This is a genomic window from Vreelandella populi (assembly GCF_003989825.1).
Classification (GTDB): domain Bacteria; phylum Pseudomonadota; class Gammaproteobacteria; order Pseudomonadales; family Halomonadaceae; genus Vreelandella; species Vreelandella populi.
This window is the reverse complement of record NZ_RZHE01000002.1, coordinates 328089-341689: the sequence shown is the minus strand read 5'-3', so window position 1 is coordinate 341689 and position 13601 is coordinate 328089. Positions and strand designations below refer to the sequence as shown.

The 13601-nt window shown below is 54.3% G+C and carries 11 protein-coding genes; 3 read left to right on the top strand and 8 right to left on the bottom strand.

What is annotated here, in order from left to right; translation table 11 throughout:
- Window positions 1-74 precede the first annotated feature (74 nt).
- Window positions 75-1316: a lipoprotein-releasing ABC transporter permease subunit gene (locus ELY25_RS01510; protein ID WP_126949531.1), complete on the bottom strand. Its 1242-nt coding sequence runs from the start codon at window positions 1314-1316 to the stop codon at window positions 75-77.
- Between the two features lie 203 nt (window positions 1317-1519).
- Between ELY25_RS01510 and ELY25_RS01505 the strand changes: the two genes are divergently transcribed.
- Together ELY25_RS01505 and ELY25_RS01500 are read left to right on the top strand one after the other, a co-directional pair.
- Window positions 1520-2614, top strand: coding sequence for an agmatine deiminase family protein (locus tag ELY25_RS01505; protein ID WP_422822362.1), 1095 nt, complete (start codon window positions 1520-1522; stop codon window positions 2612-2614).
- On the top strand, window positions 2595-3509 hold the full coding sequence (locus ELY25_RS01500) for a carbon-nitrogen hydrolase (RefSeq protein ID WP_422822361.1): 915 nt from the start codon (window positions 2595-2597) through the stop codon (window positions 3507-3509). Before ELY25_RS01505 ends, ELY25_RS01500 begins: the two co-directional genes overlap by 20 nt.
- A 104-nt stretch (window positions 3510-3613) precedes the next feature.
- Here the strand turns inward: ELY25_RS01500 and ELY25_RS01495 are convergent, their stop codons facing one another.
- The 4 genes from ELY25_RS01495 to ELY25_RS01480 all read right to left on the bottom strand — a co-directional run bounded on the left by ELY25_RS01495 (window position 3614) and on the right by ELY25_RS01480 (window position 9112).
- The gene (locus tag ELY25_RS01495; protein ID WP_236995614.1) at window positions 3614-4570 is read right to left on the bottom strand and encodes a Nudix family hydrolase; all 957 of its coding nucleotides are present in this window, start codon (window positions 4568-4570) and stop codon (window positions 3614-3616) included.
- 98 nt (window positions 4571-4668) lie between these two features.
- The gene (gene argJ / locus ELY25_RS01490; RefSeq protein WP_126949529.1) at window positions 4669-5898 is read right to left on the bottom strand and encodes a bifunctional glutamate N-acetyltransferase/amino-acid acetyltransferase ArgJ; all 1230 of its coding nucleotides are present in this window, start codon (window positions 5896-5898) and stop codon (window positions 4669-4671) included.
- Between the two features lie 34 nt (window positions 5899-5932).
- Window positions 5933-8677 carry a preprotein translocase subunit SecA gene (gene secA / locus ELY25_RS01485; RefSeq protein WP_126949528.1) on the bottom strand — a complete coding sequence of 915 codons (2745 nt, stop codon included), beginning with the start codon at window positions 8675-8677 and terminating at the stop codon, window positions 5933-5935.
- Between the two features lie 72 nt (window positions 8678-8749).
- Window positions 8750-9112: a hypothetical protein gene (locus ELY25_RS01480; protein WP_126949527.1), complete on the bottom strand. Its 363-nt coding sequence runs from the start codon at window positions 9110-9112 to the stop codon at window positions 8750-8752.
- A gap of 109 nt (window positions 9113-9221) precedes the next feature.
- Between ELY25_RS01480 and ELY25_RS01475 the strand changes: the two genes are divergently transcribed.
- Complete coding sequence (locus tag ELY25_RS01475) at window positions 9222-9680, top strand: DUF721 domain-containing protein (protein WP_126949526.1); 459 nt, start codon at window positions 9222-9224, stop codon at window positions 9678-9680.
- A gap of 178 nt (window positions 9681-9858) precedes the next feature.
- On the opposite strand, the gene lpxC is transcribed toward ELY25_RS01475, so the two are convergent.
- From lpxC to ftsA, 3 genes are all read right to left on the bottom strand, one after another.
- On the bottom strand, window positions 9859-10770 hold the full coding sequence (gene lpxC, locus ELY25_RS01470) for a UDP-3-O-acyl-N-acetylglucosamine deacetylase (RefSeq protein WP_126949525.1): 912 nt from the start codon (window positions 10768-10770) through the stop codon (window positions 9859-9861).
- A gap of 136 nt (window positions 10771-10906) precedes the next feature.
- On the bottom strand, window positions 10907-12088 hold the full coding sequence (gene ftsZ / locus ELY25_RS01465; RefSeq protein WP_126949524.1) for a cell division protein FtsZ: 1182 nt from the start codon (window positions 12086-12088) through the stop codon (window positions 10907-10909).
- Window positions 12089-12122: 34 nt separating this feature from the next.
- Window positions 12123-13412, bottom strand: a complete 1290-nt coding sequence (gene ftsA, locus ELY25_RS01460; RefSeq protein ID WP_126949523.1) for a cell division protein FtsA — start codon at window positions 13410-13412, stop codon at window positions 12123-12125.
- Window positions 13413-13601 lie beyond the last annotated feature (189 nt).

The following is a 13601-nucleotide window of genomic DNA, read 5'->3' as shown; positions in this document are numbered from 1 at the left end:
GCGCAGCATATTCAGGCGACATGTTGGTAGATGACGTACTTGTAGACGACGTTTTTATAGACATAGAAGCATCCTTATTCATAGCGCAGAACATCCGCCGGTTGAACGCGAGCGGCGCGCCAGGCAGGGTATAGCGTCGACAGGAAGGTCAGGCCGAACGCCGCCAACACGATATCCCGCACGTCATCCCACTGCAGTTGGGATGGCAAATCACTGATAAAGTAAACGCCAGCATCCAGGAACTGGATACCAAAGGTGGCTTCAAACCAACTGATCAAATCAGACACCGTCAGCGCCAGCAAAATACCCACAGCGACGCCAATCGCTATACCGATCAAGCCAATGGCAAGCCCCTGCACGATAAAGATGCCCATGATGGAGCGCGGTGTCGCGCCAATGGTACGCAAAATGGCAATATCAGCCCGCTTGTCGGTGACCACCATTACCAGCGTAGAGACAATATTGAATGCCGCCACGGCAATGATCACCGTCAAAAGCAGGGCAATCATGCGTTTTTCCATCTGGATGGCCTGGAAAAGATTGCCATGGGAGAACGTCCAATCGGTTCCCCGATAGCCCGGGCCCAGCTCGTTGACGATGTCCTGGGTTTCGCTACCGGCAATAAACAAGTCATCAAGCTCCAAGCGTAGCCCGCCTACCGCGTCACCCAGGCGCGCCAGGGTTTGCATATCTGAAATATTGGCGTAGGCAAGGTTGGCATCAAGGTCAGCGCCAACGCTAAAAATACCGCTGACAGTAAAGCGCTTCAGACGCGGAAAGACACCGGCAGGCGTAATCGATGCTTCGGGTACCAGCAGAGTAACGTAGTCGCCCACCCCAACTCCCAGCTGGCGGGCCAGCATAGAGCCCAGCACGACATTCCACTCACCTGGCACCAAGTCATTTAGGCTTCCCTGGCGCATATGCCGGCCAATAATCGACACCTGGTCTTCCCAGTCCGGATCGATACCGTTGACCATGGCGCCCTGATTGCGCCCGCCTGCCGAGAACATGCCCTGCTGTTCGACGTAAGGCGCTGCGCCAACCACCCGCTCACGCTGAGTCAGGCGGTCTGCCAAAGCTTCCCACTCAACCAGCCCTTCGGTGGATTCAATCTTGGTGTGCGGCACCATCCCTAGGATACGGGTACGCAGCTCGTGATCGAAACCGTTCATCACGGATAACACCAGGATGAGTACTGCTACCCCCAGCATCAATCCGAGCATCGATGTTAATGAGATAAATGAGATAAAGTGATTTCGGCGTTTGGCGCGCACGTAGCGCAGCCCCACCAAGAAAGGCAAACGATCAAGCATGGCGTCATTCCTTAGTAATAAGCCGCTCATGGTACGGTTTTTTTAGCAACACTGCATGCAAAACGGCCATTAGCGCAGTGCGATACAAGCTGAATTCCTTAAAGCTTGCAAGTTATCCGGTGACCCCCTACATTGCGCCCATTTGCGCGGTTTGTTCGGTAAGCGCAAGCTGGCTCCTTTTTATTACCAAGAGAGGTTTGACGTTGGCTGACACGACGTATCGTCTGCTTCCGGAATGGCATCCTCAGGATGGCCTTCAACTGACCTGGCCACGCCCTGACGGCGACTGGGAATCGCTTCTGCCCCGTATCGAGAGTGTGCTCGAGCGCATCGTACTGGCAACCGTCAACTACCAGCAGGTGGTGATCAGCGTGCCCGATGCGCCAACCTGTGCCCGGGTTAAGGCAACGTTTGGAGCTTATGGCGTACCGGCGCAGCAGCTCAAGCTTATGGTCGTACCCACTGACGACACCTGGGCGCGCGACCACGGTCCTATCACGGTTATTGATGACGAAGGCCAGCTGCTACTTCTGGATTACACCTTTACCGGCTGGGGCGGTAAATTCCCAGCCGAGCGCGATAACCGGCTTACTCAGGCATTAGCCGATGCGGGTGTCTGGGCATGCCCGATTGCCTCCCGCGATATGGTGCTGGAAGGCGGTGCTATTGAAACCGATGGCGAAGGCACCCTGCTGACCACCGAGGCTTGCCTGCTCAACCCTAACCGCAACCCGCATCTTTCGCGCCAGGATGTCGAGGCGCTGCTCGTTAAAGATTTTGGGGTTGATCGTGTGTTGTGGTTAGCCAACGGTCATTTGGAAGGAGATGATACCGATAGCCACATTGATACCCTGGCGCGCTTTTGCGATCCAACAACCATTGCCTATATCCGCTGCGACGACCCGACAGACCCACATTACCCAGCACTGTCTGCAATGGAGCAGGAACTCAAAGCGTTTCGTCAGCGCAACGGCGAAGCCTACCGGCTGATTGCCCTGCCGTGGCCCAAGGCATGTTTTGACCCTGAAGATGGCCATCGGCTGCCAGCCACCTACGCCAATTTTCTGATTATCAATCAGGCGGTGCTGGTACCCACCTATGGTGACCCGGCGGATATTACGGCGCTAAACGCTTTGGCTGAGGCCTTTCCGGACCACACGCTGATCCCCATTGAGTGTTCAAGCGTTATTCGCCAGCACGGCAGCCTGCACTGCCTCACTATGCAACTGCCCAAGGGCACGCTTACGGCGGCCTCCCCTAAATCAGTAAGGAGCAACGATGACGACTACGTTGGCTAATAACCTGACGGTTGGCGTTGTGCAACAGCAAGCCTGGCCCGACAAGGCCCAAAGCCTTGCCGCCAGTGAAGCGGGCATTCGGGATGCGGTTAAGCGTGGCGCGCAGCTGGTCATGCTTCAAGAGCTGCATGCCACCCACTACTTTTGCCAGTTTGAAGACCCGGCACTGTTTGATTTGGCCGAACCGCTAGATGGGCCTACCGGCAAACGCTTGGAAGCTTTGGCCCGCGAGCTGGATATCGTGCTGGTAGGTTCGCTATTTGAACGCCGGGCGCCCGGGCTCTATCACAACACCGCCGTGGTGTATGATCGGGACAAAGGCCGTGTGGGCCAGTATCGCAAGATGCATATCCCGGACGACCCTGCTTTTTATGAGAAATTCTACTTTACTCCAGGCGATCACGACGCGGCTCGTCACGAGGGCTTTACCCCTATTGATACATCGCTTGGTAGGCTGGGTGTGCTGGTCTGCTGGGATCAGTGGTACCCGGAAGCCGCCCGCCTAATGGCGCTGGCAGGCGCGGACTTGCTGCTTTACCCCACCGCCATTGGCTGGGATCCTAATGACGATGAGGCAGAGAAAGCCCGTCAAAAAGAGGCCTGGACATTGATTCAGCGCTCGCATGGCGTTGCCAATGGCCTGCCGGTCATTGTTGCCAACCGGATTGGCTTTGAAGCGGATCATTCAGGCGTTGGCGATGGCATTCAATTCTGGGGAGGAAGCTTTATCTGCGGTCCTCAGGGTGAATTGCTGGCCCATGGCGGTGAGGAAGCCGAGCAGTTGGTAGTGACCATCGACATGGCACGCAGCGAAAATACCCGGCGAATCTGGCCCTATTTACGTGACCGTCGCGTTGATGCCTACGGCGACCTTACACGGCGCTTTCGAGACTAAACGCCCAGACCGGCGACCGTAATGGGTTGCGACTAACAAAAACGCCTGCAGGAGGCTCATTTTGAGCTTACCCTGCAGGCGTTTTTTTGATGCCAGTTTTGAGCCTACTTCCAGAAATCGCGAATCGAGGCAATTCCCTGAGCACCCACGGCACGGGCGTGGTTGGCATCAAAGCGCGTCATGCCGCCGAGCGCAAATACCGGCATGCCAGCACGTTCGACCAACTGCTGAAAATCATGCCAGCCCATGGGCGCCACTTCCGGGTGTGAAGGCGTGGTGCGCAGCGGTGAAAGCGTCACGAAATCACAGCCCAAGACAGCTGCCTGGGAGAGCTGAGCCTGATCGTGGGTGGAGGCAGATAGCCACTTGCTTTCGGCAATCGGACGCCGATCAAGCTGCATCAATCGCTCGCTGGTCAGATGAATGCCATCGGCATCTACCTGTTCAAGCAGCTTGGGTTCACCGTTAAGCAGCAGGCTGGCGCCGTACTGGCGGCACAGCTTCAACGCACGCTCGGCACGCGCCACGTAGCTTGCTTCATCCAGCTCTTTGGCGCGCAGCTGTACCAGACGAATATTGTCTTCCTGTAACGCCCGCTCTAAAAAGGCATCAAACCGCGCTTCGTCAGCCTCTTCCATGGTAATCAGATATTCGGTCGGCAGCATCACCGCCCGTAGGATAGGCAGATTGGCGGCCGGGAAAGGATAATTGACCAGCTCCTCCATGGGCACCCAGCGTACAGCCTGGCCTTCGCGGCCAAACGGCTCACCCGCAAACTCATGCACCTGCCAGACATCCAGTAGAATATGCTTGTCCGGATATTCATGATGCACACGGATCAGAGGCTGAGCACGAATAATCTCAACGCCGAGCTCTTCGTGCAGCTCGCGCTTCAAGCCTTCCAGGCCTGTTTCATAAGGTGCCAGCTTGCCACCGGGAAATTCCCACAGACCACCCTGATCAACATTCGAGGGGCGACGTGCGATCAGTACTTTTTTCTGATCGGCGCTTATCATGGCAGCTGCCGCCACGTGAACCCGTCGTTTTACCATTACATTCATTACGTCTTTTTCCACTGTGTGTGCACCGACGGATCACTGCCGGTGCCAACTCGCTGCGTGAGCCTTTTGATCACCACTGATAAACTGCAACTTATCAGCTAGCTTCGATAATCTGCGTTAATGCTTACATAATCATGAGAAAGATCAGAGGTCCATACGGTGGCGCTCTCCTGCCCCCGCCCTAAACTAATTCGAATGGTGATCTCTTCTTGTGCCATAACCGCACTGCCTAACGCTTCAGTGTAGCTGCTTGCACGTCCGCCAGCCTCAACCAGGCGCACATCTCCCAGATCAATGACCACGCGACCGACGTCAAAATCATCCACGGGCGCCCGTCCAACGGCGGCCAGAATACGCCCCCAGTTGGCATCCGAGGCGTAAAGCGCCGTTTTAACCAACGGCGAATGCGCCACGGTAAACGCAACATCCAGCGCCTCCTGCCGGGTTTGGGCAGCTTCAACCTGCAATGTGACAAACTTGGTCGCGCCTTCACCATCGCGAATAATCGCCTGGGCAAGCGTTGTCATAACCTGCTGCAGCGCTTCACGAAAAGCCGCTATATCAGCTTCACTTTCAACCGCCGCGCCTGCCCCCGTGGCCGCCAGCATGCACGCATCGTTGGTCGATGTATCACTGTCCACTGTTATACAGTTGAACGAGCCATTAGCCGTTTCGCGCAGCAATTGATCCAGCAGTGACTGCTCAATGGTCGCATCGCTAACCACAAAGCCCAACATAGTGGCCATGTTCGGCTTGATCATGCCGGAACCTTTGGTAATCCCGTTGATGGTGACTGACCCGCCACTCAACTGTACGGTAACCGTTGCGCCTTTGGCACGGGTATCCGTCGTAAGAATTCCTTCACCCGCATGGCGCCAAGCCTCGCTCTGCTCCCCTTTGGAATCAAGCGCCGGCGTCAAACCTGCCAGCAGACGCTCCATGGGCAGCGGCTCGCCAATTACCCCTGTCGAGAAAGGTAACACCTGATGCTCGGCAACGCCGGCCTGTTCGGCCAGCGCCTTACAGCTGGCGTAGGCGTCTTCAAGCCCACGCTCGCCAGTTCCCGCATTGGCATTGCCGGTATTAATCAGCCAATAACAGGGCGCCTTGCCCTCTGCACGGCAACGCTCAATATGCGTCTTGGCTACCGACACCGGCGCGGCGCAAAACGCATTAAGCGTAAATACGCCGGATACGGTTGCCGATGCGGGCAGCTCAATCACCACCATGTCACGACGACCCGGCTTTTTGATACCCGCCATTGCACTTCCTAGACGCACCCCCGCCAGGGGGGGCATCGCCGGAAACGGACTATGTCCCACCGCCATGATCGTCTCCTCTACCTAAAGGCTACATGCCTGATTAGCTTAATTTACCGCAACACTGCTTATACTTCTTGCCAGAGCCACATGAACACGGATCGTTGCGACCAACTTTAGGACCTCCACGGCGCACGGGACGCGCGTCTTCACCCTCCCCTGCAACGGCCCCTTCAGCATCTGATGTGTTCTCACCGGCTGGCACATCGTCATGACGACTAGCCGCAGCGGCTTTTTCCCGGGCAAGCTCTTCGCGGCGCTTTTGCTCCAGCGCATCGACTTCTTCAGGCTGGCGCACCTGCACATGGCTAAGAATACGCGTTACGTCAGCCTTGATGTTGGTCAGCAAGTTCTGGAACAACTCAAAGGATTCGCGCTTGTATTCCTGCTTAGGATTCTTTTGGGCATAGCCGCGCAGGTGAATACCCCGGCGCAGATGATCCATCGATTGGAGATGCTCTTTCCAACGGGTATCAAGCACCTGCAGCATAACCTGCTTTTCAAAGCGGCGAATCAGCGCAGCACCTGCAGCATCCACCTTGGCCGCATAGGCCTCGCGGTGCATGGTCTGCAGACGTTCACGCAGCTTCTCTTCGCTGAATCGCTCATCTTCCGCCGCCCACTGAGTAACCGGCGCGTCGAGATTGAATTCCGTTTTAAGATGCGCTTCAAGTCCGGACAGATCCCACTGTTCGGCCAGACTTTGGGGCGGTACGAAGTCGCTGATGGTGTCTTCCATCACTTCTTCACGGATACCGACAATCGCCTCGGCAATATCGTCAGATGCCAGCACTTCGTTGCGCTGCTCGTAAATCACCCGACGCTGATCGTTGGCAACATCGTCATACTCAAGCAGCTGCTTGCGAATATCGAAGTTGCGTCCCTCGACCTTTTTTTGTGCACGCTCAACCGCGTTGGATACCATCTTGTGCTCAATGGCCTCACCACGCTCAAGTCCCAGCGCCTGCATCAACCGCTTGACGCGATCTGAACCAAACAGGCGCATCAGGCTATCTTCCAGCGACAGGAAGAAACGCGTGGACCCGGGATCCCCCTGACGCCCGGAACGACCGCGCAGCTGGTTATCGATACGCCGAGATTCGTGACGTTCAGAGCCAATCACGTGCAGGCCGCCGGCTTCAAGAACGTCATTGTGACGTTTCTGCCACTCGGCTTTCAAAGCATCAATCTGCGCCTGGGTAGGATTAGAGAGCTTGGCGGCTTCCGCCTCCCAGTTACCGCCCAGCATGATATCGGTACCCCGTCCTGCCATATTGGTGGCAATGGTGATGGCACCCGGACGACCTGCTTGGGCGATAATTTCCGCTTCGCTCTGGTGCTGCTTGGCATTGAGCACGTTGAACTTCAGGCCCGCATCACGCATCAGGCGTGCCAGATACTCAGATGTTTCGATAGAGGCCGTACCTACCAGTACCGGGCGGCCAGCCTCAGTCTCTGTTCTGACATCCTTGATGATCGCTTCATATTTTTCTTCCGCGCTCAGGTAGACCAGATCATTGAGGTCTTTACGCGCCAGCCCGCGATTGGTCGGAATGACGATAACGTCAAGGCCATAGATCTGACGAAACTCAAAGGCCTCGGTGTCAGCGGTACCGGTCATGCCGGAGAGCTTTTCATACAGCCGGAAGTAGTTTTGGAAGGTAGTCGATGCCAGCGTCTGACTTTCCCTCTGAACGGGCACGCCTTCCTTGGCCTCAACTGCCTGATGGAGACCTTCTGACCAGCGGCGTCCTGGCATTGTCCGGCCGGTATGCTCGTCGACAATAACCACCTGGCCTTCCGACACGATGTAATCGACGTCAATTTGATACAGGTGACGAGCACGCAGTGCAGAATGCATGTGCTGCAGCAGGTTGAGGTTTTGAGCGGCATAAAGCGACTCGCCTTCTTTAAGAAGGCCCTCTGCCTGCATCAATTCCTCAACCCTGTTGTGCCCCTGTTCGGTCAGCTCAACCTGCTTTTGCTTTTCATCCAGCAAGAAATCGCCAGTGGCGGGCACATCGTCGTCTTCGGATACTTCACCCTTTTCAAGCTGCTGGGCGAGTTTATTAACGACATTATAAAGATTGGTGTTTTCATCCACCGCGCCGGAGATAATGAGCGGCGTACGTGCCTCATCAATCAGGATGGAGTCCACCTCGTCGACAATAGCGTAGTGCAGGCCACGCTGCACTTTGTCTTCCAGCGAGAACGCCATATTGTCACGTAGGTAGTCAAACCCGAATTCGTTATTGGTGCCGTAGGTAATATCGCACTTATAGGCGTAGCGCTTTTCCTCGCCCGTCTGACCGGCAAAGATAACCCCGACAGAAAGCCCCAGAAATTCATACAGCGGGCGCATCCACTCGGCATCACGCCGGGCGAGGTAGTCATTCACCGTGACCACGTGAACGCCTTTTGCAGGTAACGCATTCAGATAAACCGCAAGTGTTGCTACCAGGGTTTTACCTTCACCCGTTTTCATCTCGGCAATGCGGCCCCGGTGCAGCGTCATCCCCCCGACCATTTGCACATCAAAATGGCGCATGCCCATTACCCGCTTGCTGGCCTCACGCACAATGGCAAAGGCAGCGGGTAACAGATTATCCAGCGCGTCACCATCATTCAAACGCTGGCGCAGCTCAGCCGTTTTACCCTGGAGCTCACCGTCTGACAGCCCTTCAAGCTCAGCCTCGAGCACGTTTATGCTATGCACGTTTTTCTGCATGCGTTTTACTTCACGGTCGTTCTTGGAGCCAACAACTTTGCGTAATAAATTATTAATCATGAAATTTCCACATCATCATGAGCGACCCAATGGGTTTCGCCCTGTTCCGTATAAGGCAAATAGAAGGGTGTATTAGTAAACCGTGAGAGCGTTTGGCGGGCCACGTTGGGTCAATACATCTTGCGCTGCCACCTGACGCTTAATAAGCAGATAATCCGGCAGAAAATGGCGCAGCACGTCCATGCGTTTAACACGCCGCACCCAGCGCTTTAATGCGCGACGCCTTTTGGCGGTCCAGCGTGATTGGGCACGCAAGATGGTAGGCACCCACAAACATACGCTAATGCTACGTTCAGCACCGCGAAAGACATCGGAAGATACTAAACTACTGGGAAGCAAGCAGCTTACCAGTAACCCGGCGAGCCACCAACGCGCTAGACCATGACGACGTTGACGTCGTGGCATGGCTGTAAAAGCATTAAGCGTTGATGACATACTGTGGGTTGGCTCCTGAGCGTGTTAGGCTCTGCATTCAGTAACGCAGCGTCATGCTTATATGGTTACTGATTAATAAATTAAAAGGGTTATCTTAGGAATCAAGCGTATGAGTATAAAGGTTAAGCGTTCTCACGCACAGCCCATCGCCCGACTGCTCAACAAGTCTGGCGATATTGGCCAGCTAATGCGCCAATCCCGCTTGATTGACCAGGCCCAGTGCCATATAAGGGCTCATTTACCTGAAGAAATGCGCGGCCATATTTTCGTTGGCGGCTTTAAAGATGGCCGCTTAACGCTGATCAGCAGCCAGGCGAGCTGGTTGACATGGCTTCGCTTTGAGCAGAGCCGACTGCTAAACCTATTGCACCAGCTGCTAGGCTTTGAAGCGGTAAATGGCTTTACCTTCAAAGTTCGTCCCGTTCGCCCGGTGGAAGCCCCGCTACGCAATACACGAAACTTGTCAGCCACTGCGGGTAAAACCCTGGCCGACTGTGCAAGCGACACCCATAACCCAGCGCTTCGTAAAGCTTTGGAGCGCTTAGCTTCGCACGCCCCTACTCAATAAGCCTATACACTTCATTATCCAGCCCAGTCTTGAATTCGCCAGTACATACGGCAAGTCAGCTGTCTAAACGCTTTTGCCCGTACTTTTCAAAATGTGTACCCACTTGAAATGCAAAAAGCACCGCCCAGGCGGTGCTTTTTATATGTCACATAGGCATATACGTCTATATGAGTACCAATCAAGCCATGGCAGGCGCTGCATAGGAAATAGGTGCAACCGCCTTTTCGCCTTCGAACGTCACGATCTCAAATGCATCCGGCTGAGCCATTAACTCACGACATAGCTGGTTATTCAGTGCATGGCCTGATTTGACACCATGGAACTCGCCAATAAGGCTGTGACCCAACTGATACAGGTCACCGATGGCATCCAGCACCTTATGTTTGACGAACTCATCTTCGTAACGCAGGCCACCTTCGTTGACGATACGATAATCATCAACCACTACCGCGTTATCAAGACTTCCCCCCAGGGCCAGATTATTAGAGCGCAAAAACTCCAGATCTTTCATGAACCCGAAGGTTCGCGCCCGAGAGACTTCCTTGACGAAGGAGGTAGTAGAGAAATCGATAAGCGCCGTCTGCTTCTGCTGTTCAAATACCGGGTGATCGAAATCAATGGTAAATGAAACCTTAAAGCCTTGATGGGGCAGAAAAACAGCTTCTTTATCGCCATCGCTGACGGATACACGTCGCTTGATGCGAATAAACTTTTTCGGTGCATCTTGCTCAAGAATGCCCGCCGACTGAATCAGAAATACAAACGGACTGGCACTGCCGTCCATGATCGGCACTTCAGGCGCACTAAGGTCAACGTAAGCATTATCGATACCCAAGCCCGCAAAGGCAGACATCAAATGCTCAACAGTTGCCACCTTAACGCCTTCAAAAGAGAGAGCCGTACAAAGTTTAGTATCTTCTACCAGCTCGGCACGAGCGGGAACGTGAACCACAGGATCCAGATCGGTTCTAACAAACACAATCCCGGTGTTTGCCGGCGCCGGACGCAAAGCCAAATGGACTTTTTTTCCAGAGTGCAGACCCACTCCAGTGGCGCGGATGACGTTTTGTAGGGTGCGTTGTCTGATCATGGATAGTAGTCGAACTCTAATAACGGAAGTACCGTGAGGGGAAAGAAAGTTATCAAACAGTGTTCACTTTAACAGCAAACGAGCGTTTTAACCAATAAAACACTCGTTTGCTGATAGCGTGAAACCGTTCGAGCTATCAATCCGCCTGGCGGCGCAAGAATGCAGGAATGTCCAGATAGTCATCGGCATCAGCCCCACGACTTTTCTCAGGACGCGGTTTGGGCGCATGCTCAGGAGCTTCAGCACGGGCAGTTGCCTGCTGACGCATTACCGTAGGCTGCTGTAGCTTGCGATAGTCTGAAGATTCAGCAGCAGAACGGCGTGCCGGCTCACGAGTAGCCACTTTGGCCTTACTAGTGCTGCCGTCTAAACCAGCGGCAACAACAGTAACACGCAGCTCATCGGACATTTCCATATCAATGGAAGTTCCCACCACAATAGTCGCTTCCTGAGAAGCAAACTCTTGAACCGTGGCGCCCACATCGTTGAACTCGCCAATCGACAGATCCGGACCTGCTGTAATATTTACCAGGATGCCGCGGGCACCGTGCAGGTCGATATCTTCCAACAGTGGACTGCGGATAGCTTTCTCGGCCGCTTCGCGGGCGCGGTTCTCGCCAGTAGCGCCGCCGGTTCCCATCATTGCCATGCCCATTTCAGACATGACAGTGCGAACGTCTGCAAAGTCGACGTTGATAATACCGGGGCTGGTTATCAGCTCGGCAATACCTTGCACAGCGCCAAGCAATACATCGTTGGCAGCACTGAACGCGGTTAACAGCGTGGCATTTTTACCCAGTACGGAAAGCAGTTTCTCGTTGGGAATGGTAATCAGTGAGTCCACGTGCTGGGAGAGCTCTTTCATGCCCTCTTCAGCAGCGCGCATACGCTTGGGACCTTCGAACGGGAAAGGCCGCGTGACAACGGCCACCGTCAGAATACCCAACTCTTTGGCTACCTGGGCAACCACGGGCGCGCCGCCTGTTCCGGTACCACCGCCCATACCTGCGGTAATAAAGACCATGTCGGCGCCTTCAAGCAGCTCGGCAATCCGGTCACGGTCTTCCATGGCAGCCTGACGTCCTACTTCAGGGTTGGCACCCGCCCCCAGCCCTTTGGTAATTTCACTACCAAGTTGTAAAACAGTTTTTGCAGACACGCGTTTAAGCGCCTGGGCATCGGTGTTGGCGCAAATGAATTCAACGCCTTCGATGTTGCTCTCGACCATGTGGTTGACGGCATTGCCGCCACCACCACCAACACCGACTACTTTTATGACCGCACTACTCGAGGGTGCGTTATCTACCAATTCGAACATAAGCCCCGTCTCCTGAACCGCATTTGCGGCCCTGTCAGAAATTTCCTTTGAACCAGCCTTTGATTCTTGCCAGCGCCGTATGGCCTTCCTTGATATCACGCCGGGCAAGTTCGTTGCGGCCTTTATGAGCAGCAACGACTCCCCCGTGGCTTTCTAGACCTTGCCCATGACGCACTTCTTGCAACGCATAATGCAATAAGCCGACACCTGTCGCATAGATGGGGTTACGCACTACGTCCGCCAAACCTCTAACGTTTTGCGGACAGGCAATACGAACGGGCATATGGAAAATCTCCTCTGCCAATTCGCTGACACCCTCCATACGTGAAGTGCCGCCAGTAAGTACCACTCCAGCGGCCACCATGTCTTCATAACCACTACGGCGTAATTCGTCTCTTATCAATGTAAAGAGTTCTTCGTAGCGTGGCTCGACTACCTCAGCAAGCGCCTGACGCGACAAGTCACGCGCCGGGCGGTCGCCCACACTAGGAACCTTGATCATCTCATCACTTGCGGCCAATTGAGTTAACGCGCAAGCATATTTAACTTTTATCTCTTCAGCATGCTGAGTAGGTGTGCGCAGCGCCATGGCGATGTCATTGGTTACCTGATCGCCAGCGATAGGAATAACCGCCGTATGACGAATCGCACCCTCAGTAAAAATGGCCATATCGGTGGTACCACCGCCGATATCCACCATGCATACACCCAGCTCGCGTTCATCTTCGGTCAAAACCGCCATGCTGGAAGCCAACTGCTCCAGAATAATCGCATCGACATCCAGCCCACAGCGACGGACACATTTTTCGATATTCTGAACGGCGTTAAGCGCAGCGGTCACCAAGTGGACCTGCGCTTCCAGACGCACACCCGACATACCCAGCGGCTCACGAATGCCTCCCTGGGTATCAATCGAGAATTCCTGGGGCAATACATGCAGTACACGCTGACCTTCAGAAATGGCCCGGGCCCTGGCGGAATCGATGACGCGATCGATATCGGAAGGAGTAACTTCGCGTTCTTTAATGGCGACCACACCGTCAGAGTTCATTGAACTGATATGGCTACCGGCAACCCCAACATACACGGAGTGAATATCGCAGCCCGCCATAAGCTCGGCTTCTTCAACGGCGCGTTGAATAGATTGAACCGTTGACTCAATATTAATAACCACGCCGCGTTTCATACCACGCGAGGGATGGGAGCCAATACCAGCAATTTCAATGCCACCATCATCAGTGGGTTGCCCGACGATTGCGACGACCTTGGACGTTCCAATGTCCAGCCCGACCACCATATTAGATGCATTGGGTGAGCCTGCCATGAGTCGGGAATTCTCCTTGTAATCTTCTTAAATAATAAAATAAACAGAGGGTATTTAAACGTAAACTCGCCCACACTTTGGGTACAACTTAGCGGTTAATAAGCGTTAACTACGAGCTATCGTTAAACGCTGACCATTAGGCGTAAACCCAAGAGAAATCATCAATTGCCCATAGTATAGAAACAATGA

Coding starts and splice junctions, on each gene's coding strand:
- ELY25_RS01510 (WP_126949531.1), bottom strand. CDS start 1,316: ATGCTTGATCGTTTGCCTTTCTTGGTGGGGCTGCGCTACGTGCGCGCC.
- ELY25_RS01500 (WP_422822361.1), top strand. CDS start 2,595: ATGACGACTACGTTGGCTAATAACCTGACGGTTGGCGTTGTGCAACAG.
- ELY25_RS01495 (WP_236995614.1), bottom strand. CDS start 4,570: ATGAATGTAATGGTAAAACGACGGGTTCACGTGGCGGCAGCTGCCATG.
- argJ (WP_126949529.1), bottom strand. CDS start 5,898: ATGGCGGTGGGACATAGTCCGTTTCCGGCGATGCCCCCCCTGGCGGGG.
- secA (WP_126949528.1), bottom strand. CDS start 8,677: ATGATTAATAATTTATTACGCAAAGTTGTTGGCTCCAAGAACGACCGT.
- ELY25_RS01480 (WP_126949527.1), bottom strand. CDS start 9,112: ATGTCATCAACGCTTAATGCTTTTACAGCCATGCCACGACGTCAACGT.
- ELY25_RS01475 (WP_126949526.1), top strand. CDS start 9,222: ATGAGTATAAAGGTTAAGCGTTCTCACGCACAGCCCATCGCCCGACTG.
- lpxC (WP_126949525.1), bottom strand. CDS start 10,770: ATGATCAGACAACGCACCCTACAAAACGTCATCCGCGCCACTGGAGTG.
- ftsZ (WP_126949524.1), bottom strand. CDS start 12,088: ATGTTCGAATTGGTAGATAACGCACCCTCGAGTAGTGCGGTCATAAAA.
- ftsA (WP_126949523.1), bottom strand. CDS start 13,412: ATGGCAGGCTCACCCAATGCATCTAATATGGTGGTCGGGCTGGACATT.